This window comes from Pseudomonas tehranensis (genome assembly GCF_014268615.1).
Classification (GTDB): domain Bacteria; phylum Pseudomonadota; class Gammaproteobacteria; order Pseudomonadales; family Pseudomonadaceae; genus Aquipseudomonas; species Aquipseudomonas tehranensis.
In genome coordinates this window covers 1-7,721 of sequence record NZ_JABWQV010000240.1, presented here as the reverse complement: position 1 = coordinate 7,721, position 7,721 = coordinate 1, and the positions used below count along the sequence as shown (strand labels likewise).

Genomic DNA, 7,721 nt, shown 5'->3' with positions numbered 1-7,721 from the left:
GGAGCTTGCTCCCGCTGGGCTGCGCAGCAGACCCAAAGCAGTCCACTCAATTTGCCTGACACACCGGGTTGTCAGGTTTTGGGGCCGCTTTGCGCCCCAGCGGGAGCAAGCTCCCTCGCCACGACAGCTCGGTAGCCTTAGTAGGTTCGGACGACCGCCCGTCAGCATCGAAAAATAAAATCAAAAAATCGCAACGTCAGAAATTGCCTACAGATGAATACCAGTTCACCCAGCGGTCGTTGTCGCAGGCTGCGATCTTTGCTTTCGAACCTCCCCCCTCTAATACCACTTCAATCCCACCCCACCAAAACTCTCCAATAGCCCCTCTAAACCCAGGCCAAGCGGCGTTGACATGGTATTCAAGTGGTATTAGCTTCCACCCCACTTACCGAGCGACAAACAACTCAACAACCGCATCGGACACCGACATGAACGACATCCTGGCCCTGCGCCCCGACGACACCCAGCCCACGCCGCTGTACCTGCAGCTGGCACGTAACCTTGAGACGGCGATTCATGCCGGCCAGTGGAAAGCCGAGCAGGCGATGCCGTCCGAGCGCAGCTTGAGCGAGCAACTGGGCATTTCCCGGGTCACCGCGCGCAAGGCCTTGGAAGTGCTGTTCGAACAAGGCCTGATCCGCCGTAACCAGGGTTCGGGCACGTTCATCACCCCGCGCCTGGAACAACCGCTGTCACGCCTCAGCGGCTTCAGCGAGATGCTCCGACTCAAGGGTTTTGTGCCCGGTTCCCAATGGCTGGAACGGGACATCACCCCGCCGACCCACGAAGAGTTGATCCGCCTGGGCCTGTCGCCCACCGACAAGGTCGCGCGGCTCAAGCGCCTGCGCAAAGCCGATGACACGGTCATGGCCATCGAGATGAGCACCCTGCCCGCCTCCATCATTCCCAAGCCACAAGCGGTGGGTGATTCGCTCTACGCATTTCTCGACAGCATCGGCAAGCCGGTGGTGCGCGCCCTGCAACACATCCAGGCGATCAACGCCTCGGACGAGTTCGCCGCCCTGGTGGGCATTGCCCCCGGCACCGCGATGTTGCTGATGACCCGGGTCGGCTACCTGGAAGACAACACCCCCATCGAAGTCACCGACACCTATTGCCGCAATGACTACTACGACTTTGTCGCAGAACTGCGGCGCTAGACGATCAGAGAGTCCCCATGTCCGAAGACAACATCCTCACCGCCAATGGCTGGGTTCGCGGTCGCCTGATCCATGCGCACGGCAAAGTCGTGTCCATCGAAGGCCAGCCCTGTGATCCGGCCAGCAATGACCTGCCCTACCTGCTGCCCGGTTTCATCGACCTGCACGTCCACGGCGGTGGTGGCAAGGACATCATGCAAGGCGCCTCGGCGTTCGAAACCATCACCCGCACCCATGTGCGTTTCGGCACGACCGCGCTGCTGGCCACGACCATGACCGCGCCCAGCGAAGAGATCGCCAGCGTGCTCAAGGCCCTTGGCGAGTTCTGTGAACAGCGCCCAAACGGCAGCGCCCGGGTCTTGGGCGTGCACTTGGAAGGTCCTTACATCAATCCCGGCAAACTCGGCGCGCAACCGAATTTCGCCCACACCGCACTGCTGGCCGAGGTGGAGAGCTACCTGGCCCTGGCGCCGATCCGGGTGATTACCATCGCCCCGGAAATCGCCGGTCACGATGCCTTGATCCGCGCCCTCAGCGCCCGAGGCGTGCGTATGCAGATCGGCCATACCCTGGGCAGTTACGAAGAAGGCGTCGCAGCGTTGGCCGCCGGGGCCAGCAGTTTCACGCATTTGTATAACGCCATGAGCCCGCTGCATCACCGCGAGCCGGGCATCGTCGGCGCCGCACTGGCCCACGCCCAGTACGCCGAACTGATCCCGGACTTGCTCCACGTGCACCCCGGCGCCATGCGCGTGGCCCTGCGGGCGATCCCGTGCCTGTACTGCGTCACCGACTCCACCGCCGCCGCCGGCATGCCCGACGGTGAATACAAGCTGGGCAGCCACACCGTGACCAAGTGCCTGGGTGGCGTGCGCCTGGCCGATGGCACCCTGGCCGGCAGCACCCTGACCATGGACCAGGCCCTGCGCAACCTGGTGAAAATCGGCTTGCCCCTGGCCGAAGCCTCCCAGCGCCTGTCGCAATTTCCCGCCGATTACCTCGGCCTGCCCGAGCGCGGCCGCTTGCATCCCGGCGCCTGGGCCGACTGCGTGCGCCTTGACCGTTCCCTGACCCTGACCGACGTGATGGTCGAAGGAGAAGCCATTGACTTCAAAAATGCTTGAGGAGGCCCTCGCCTCGTGGGAAGCCGTCGAACGCCAGTTACAGCAACTGGACCCGACCCTTGAGGAAGTCGCCGGACGCCTGCGCCGTCAGCCACCGCAAGTGGCGATGACCGTCGCCCGCGGCAGTTCCGACCATGCCGCCAGCTACTTCGCCTACCTGACCATGCAACAACTGGGCATCCCGGTGGCCTCGTTGCCGATGTCGGTGGTGACCATGCAACAGGCACCGCTGAAGGTCAGCGGCCAGGTGGCGTTCGGGTTTTCCCAGTCGGGCCAGAGCCCGGATCTGGTGAACAGCCTGCGTCTGTTGCGCAAGCGCGGTGCCTTGAGCGTGGCCCTGGTCAACGCCACCGATTCGCCTCTGGAGGCGGCCTGTGAATTCAGCGTGCCGCTGTGTGCCGGCGTCGAAAGCAGTGTCGCCGCCACCAAGAGTTTCATCGCCACCCTCAGCGCCAGCGCGCGGCTGGTGGCGCACTGGAAGGACGACGCCCAGTTGTTGGAAGCCGGCAGCGCCCTGCCCGAAGGTTTGCGCGAGGCCGCCCGCCAGGATTGGCACGCCGCCGTCGAGGCCCTGCGCGACTGCCAGCGGCTGATGGTGATCGGCCGTGGTGCCGGGTTCGCCATCGCCCAGGAAGCGGCACTCAAGTTCAAGGAAACCTCGGCGATCCAGGCCGAAGCCTTCAGCAGCGCCGAGGTTCGTCATGGGCCGATGGCGCTGATCGATGAACACTACCCGCTGCTGGTATTCGCCCCGCGCGGCGCCGAGCAGGCTGGCGTGTTGAGTCTGGCCGCGGACATGCGCCAGCGCGGTGCCCGGGTGCTGTTGGCGGCGCCGGATGACATCGCCGAACGCGATCTGACGCTGACCCGCGCCGAACACCCGTCCCTCGACCCGATCCTGGCGATCCAGAGCTTTTATGGGATGGCCGCGAGCCTGGCCGTGGCCCGAGGTTTAGACCCGGACCAACCCCGGTATCTGAGCAAGGTCACCCGTACGCACTGAACCGACGGTTTTCTTTTATAGAGAGTCTGATGAGAGCGCCCCATGCCCAACAATAATAAAGAGCTGACCCTCAGCGCCCCGCTCAGCGGCCCGGTGCTCACCCTCGCCAATGTCCCGGACGCGGTGTTCGCCAGCGGCGCCATGGGCGACGGGATCGCCATCGACCCGCTGAACGACACCCTCTACGCGCCTTGCGACGGCGAAGTGATTCACGTCGCCCGCACCGGCCACGCCGTGACCCTACGGGCGGACAACGGCGCCGAACTGCTGCTGCATCTGGGCCTGGACACGGTCGAGCTGCAGGGCGACGGGTTTTCCATGCTGGTCAAGGAAGGCGCGCGGGTCAGCAATGGCCAGCCGCTACTGCGGTATGACGTGGATAAAGTGGCCCTGCGCTGCAAGAGCCTGGTCAGCCTATTGGTCATTACCAATGGCGAACACTTCCAGGCGCGGCCCATCACCCTCAAAGGAGTGAAGGTCGGCGAGCCGCTGCTGCATATTCTCGCCAAGGCTCCCGGCGAAACTCAAGACGATGACCAGGCCACCGGTAGCGAAGTCTTCGGTCAGATCCGAATCGCCCACCGCGGCGGCCTGCATGCCCGACCGGCGGCGCTGATCCGCCAGACCGCCCAAGGCTTCAAGAGCCGCTCGCGCCTGCATTTCCAAGGCAAGTCGGCGTCCTGCGACAGCGTGATGGGGATGATGGGCCTGGCCATTACCGAACAGGCGCAAGTGCATGTCAGTTGCCGGGGCAGCGATGCCGAGGCGGCGCTGCAAGCCTTGCTGGCGACTTTATCCACAGCCCTGGCGGAAGAAGCCCATGCCGAGGCGCCGGCCATCAAACCGCAACGCGGTATTGCCGAAGCCGGTGTGCTCCAGGGCGTGTGTGCCGCCCCCGGCCTGGTGACCGGGCCGCTGGTTCGGCTCGATGGCATTCAATTGCCCCAGGACGCTGGCGGCCATGACGCCGAAGAGCAGCGACAACGCCTGGACAGTGCCTTGTCCCAGGTCAGTGGCGAAATCCACCTCACCCTGGAAAACGCCAAGGCCCGGCGCCACCGCGACGAAGAAGCGATCTTCAGCGCTCATCTGGCACTGCTGGAAGATCCAGTGTTGCTGGATGCCGCCCACCTTTTTATCAAACAAGGCAGTGCCGCGACCCACGCCTGGAACCGCTCCATCGAGGCGCAATGCCAGGTGCTGCAACAGTTGGGCAGCACGCTGCTGGCCGAGCGCGCCAACGATTTGCGCGACCTGCGCCAACGGGTCCTGCGGGTGTTGCTGGGTGAGGCCTGGCAATTCGACGTCGCGGCGGGCGCCATCGTCGCCGCCCAGGAACTGACCCCGTCGGATCTGCTGCAACTCAGCGCCCAAGGCGTGGCCGGCGTGTGCATGGCCGAGGGCGGCGCAACCTCTCACGTGGCGATCCTGGCCCGAGGCAAAGGCCTGCCGTGCCTGGTGGCGCTGGGTGATGCGCTGCTTGCCCAGGCGCCGGGGAAAATGGTGGTGCTGGACGCCGATGGCGGCCGCCTCGAACTCACACCCACGGCCGAGCGCCTGGCCCAGGTGCATCAGGAACAAGTCCGACAAACCAGCCGACGCGCCGAGCAACAAACCCTCGCCCACACACCGGCCCGCACCCTCGATGACGTAGCCGTGGAAGTGGCGGCCAATGTCGCCTCCTGCGGCGAAGCAGCCCAGGCCTTGGCGAACGGTGCCGACGGCGTCGGTTTGCTGCGCACCGAATTTCTGTTCGTCGACCGCCACACCGCACCCGACGAAGAGGAACAACGCCAGGCCTATCAAGCCGTGCTCCACGCCATGGGCGACAAGCCGGTGATCATCCGCACCATCGACGTGGGCGGCGATAAGCAGCTCGATTACCTGCCGCTGCCGACCGAGGCCAACCCGGTGCTGGGCCTGCGCGGCATTCGCCTGGCCCAGGTACGGCCGCAACTACTGGATCAGCAACTGCGGGCCTTGCTGCAAACCCGTCCGTTGAGCCGCTGCCGGATCCTGTTGCCCATGGTCACCGAGGTCGACGAGCTGCTGCACATCCGCCAACGCCTTGATGCCATCGGCGCCGAACTGGGCCTGAGCGAGCGCCCGCAATTGGGGGTGATGATCGAAGTGCCGGCCGCCGCGTTGCTGGCCGAACAACTGGCTGAGCACGCGGACTTTCTGTCCATCGGCACCAACGACCTGTCGCAATACACCCTGGCCATGGACCGCGACCACGCTGGCCTCGCCGCCCGGGTCGATGCCCTGCACCCGGCGCTGCTGCGGCTGATCGCCCAGACCTGCGCCGGCGCAGCGAAGCATGGCCGTTGGGTCGGCGTGTGCGGTGCCCTGGCCTCCGATCCGCTGGCGACGCCGGTGCTGATCGGGCTGGGGGTCCGCGAACTGTCGGTCAGCCCGCCGCAAATCGGCGCAATCAAGGACCGCGTGCGTCACCTCGACGCCGCCCAGTGCGCCCGCCTCAGCGCCGAATTGCTGAACCTGGGCAGTGCCGCCGGCGTGCGCCAGGCCTGTCATCAACACTGGCCCCTGGGCTGAGCCACGTCGAAGAACAATAAAGGGAGAGACGCCATGTACCAGCATTTCATCGAAGGGCTGCAACGCCTCGGCCGGGCATTGATGCTGCCCATCGCGATCCTGCCCATCGCCGGCTTGCTGCTGCGCCTGGGCGACACCGATCTATTGAACATCGCCATCATCCACGATGCCGGCCAGGCGATTTTTGCCAACCTGCCGATGATCTTCGCCATCGGCATCGCCGTGGGCTTCGCCCGGGACAACAACGGTACGGCGGGGTTGGCCGGGGCCATCGGCTATCTGGTGATGATCGCCACCTTGAAGGTGCTCGATGCCAGCATCAACATGGGCATGCTCGCCGGGATCATCAGTGGCCTGTTGGCCGGCGCGCTGTACAACCGTTTCAAAGACATCAAGCTGCCCGAATACCTGGCGTTCTTTGGCGGACGGCGCTTCGTGCCGATTGTCACCGGCTTCAGCGCCGTGGGCCTGGGGGTGGTGTTCGGCCTGATCTGGCCGCCGATCCAGCAAGGCATCAACAGTTTCGGTGCCTTGCTGATGGAAAGTGGCAGTCTCGGTGCTTTCGTATTCGGCGTGTTCAACCGGCTGCTGATCGTCACCGGCCTGCATCACATCCTCAATAATATGGCCTGGTTCATCTTCGGCAGCTTCACCGATCCGCAAACCGGCGCGGTGGTCACTGGCGACCTGACCCGCTACTTTGCCGGCGACCCGAATGGCGGCCAGTTCATGACCGGCATGTTCCCGGTGATGCTCTTCGGCCTGCCCGCCGCGTGCCTGGCGATGTACCGTAATGCCCTGCCCCAGCGGCGCAAAGTCATGGGCGGGATTCTACTATCCATGGCCCTGACCTCGTTCCTCACAGGGGTCACCGAGCCGGTGGAATTCGCCTTCATGTTCCTCGCGCCGCTGCTGTTCCTGTTGCATGCCTTGCTCACCGGGCTGTCGATGGCGATCACCGATTGGCTGAACATTCGCCTGGGCTTTACCTTCTCCGGCGGCTTCATCGACATGGTGCTCGGCTGGGGCAAGTCGAATAACGGCTGGCTGGTGGTGCCAGTGGGACTGGTCTATGCGGTGATCTATTACACGGTGTTCGACTTCTGCATACGCCGCTTCGACCTGAAGACCCCAGGGCGTGAAGAAGTGCCAGCGGGCGACAAACCGGTCATCGCCCAGAACCAACGGGCCGAAGCCTATATCGAAGCACTCGGCGGCGCCGATAACCTGATCACCGTCGGCGCCTGCACCACGCGCCTGCGGTTGGACATGGTGGATCGCAACAAGGCGTCCGATACGCAGCTCAAGGCCCTGGGCGCCATGGCCGTGGTGCGTCCAGGCAATGGTGGAAGTTTGCAGGTGGTGGTGGGCCCGATGGCCGACAGCATCGCCGATGAAATCCGCCTGGCCCTGCCCTCCTCCGACCGCCCTGCCGCTGCGCCCGTGGCCACGGTGGTTGAACCGGTCACAGCGACCAGCGTGTCCGGGACCGAAGCGCAACAGTGGCTGGATGCGCTGGGTGGTGGTGGCAATGTGTTGCAGCTCGATTGTGTGGCGATGAGCCGGTTGCGCGTGCGCTTGGCCGATGGCAAAGGGTTGTCGGAAAGCGGACTCAGGGCGCTGGGGTGCCAGGGGGTCAGCCCGCTGGAGGGCGGTGTCTGGCACCTGTTGCTAGGGGAGAAAGCGCCGGGGTTGTGGCAGGCGTTGGAGCGGATGGTGCTGAGCCGTCAGGCGGATGTAAAAGCTTAGCCCCAATCTCTGTGGCGAGGGGATTTATCCCCGCTGGGCTGCGCAGCAGCCCTAAAACCCGGCGCTTCGGTGTGTCAGGTAAATTGAGTCTGTCTGCTTGGGGGCTGCTGCGCAGCCCAGCGGGGATAA

The 7,721-nt window shown here is 64.7% G+C and carries 5 protein-coding genes; all 5 read left to right on the top strand.

Annotated elements, in window-relative coordinates; genetic code table 11:
- Positions 1-428 precede the first annotated feature (428 nt).
- From HU811_RS22805 to nagE, 5 genes are read left to right on the top strand one after another with little or no spacing between them, the layout of a single operon-like run.
- A complete protein-coding gene (locus HU811_RS22805; protein WP_092393602.1) occupies positions 429-1,160 on the top strand; it encodes a GntR family transcriptional regulator in 732 nt (243 codons plus the stop codon).
- Between the two features lie 17 nt (positions 1,161-1,177).
- Positions 1,178-2,284: an N-acetylglucosamine-6-phosphate deacetylase gene (gene nagA, locus HU811_RS22800; RefSeq protein WP_186658210.1), complete on the top strand. Its 1,107-nt coding sequence runs from the start codon at positions 1,178-1,180 to the stop codon at positions 2,282-2,284.
- Positions 2,265-3,287, top strand: coding sequence for an SIS domain-containing protein (locus HU811_RS22795; protein ID WP_186658208.1), 1,023 nt, complete (start codon positions 2,265-2,267; stop codon positions 3,285-3,287). Before nagA ends, HU811_RS22795 begins: the two co-directional genes overlap by 20 nt.
- A 42-nt stretch (positions 3,288-3,329) precedes the next feature.
- Positions 3,330-5,843 carry a phosphoenolpyruvate--protein phosphotransferase gene (gene ptsP / locus HU811_RS22790; RefSeq protein WP_186658206.1) on the top strand — a complete coding sequence of 838 codons (2,514 nt, stop codon included), beginning with the start codon at positions 3,330-3,332 and terminating at the stop codon, positions 5,841-5,843.
- Between the two features lie 33 nt (positions 5,844-5,876).
- Complete coding sequence (nagE, locus tag HU811_RS22785) at positions 5,877-7,592, top strand: N-acetylglucosamine-specific PTS transporter subunit IIBC (RefSeq protein WP_186658204.1); 1,716 nt, start codon at positions 5,877-5,879, stop codon at positions 7,590-7,592.
- Positions 7,593-7,721: the final 129 nt, after the last annotated feature.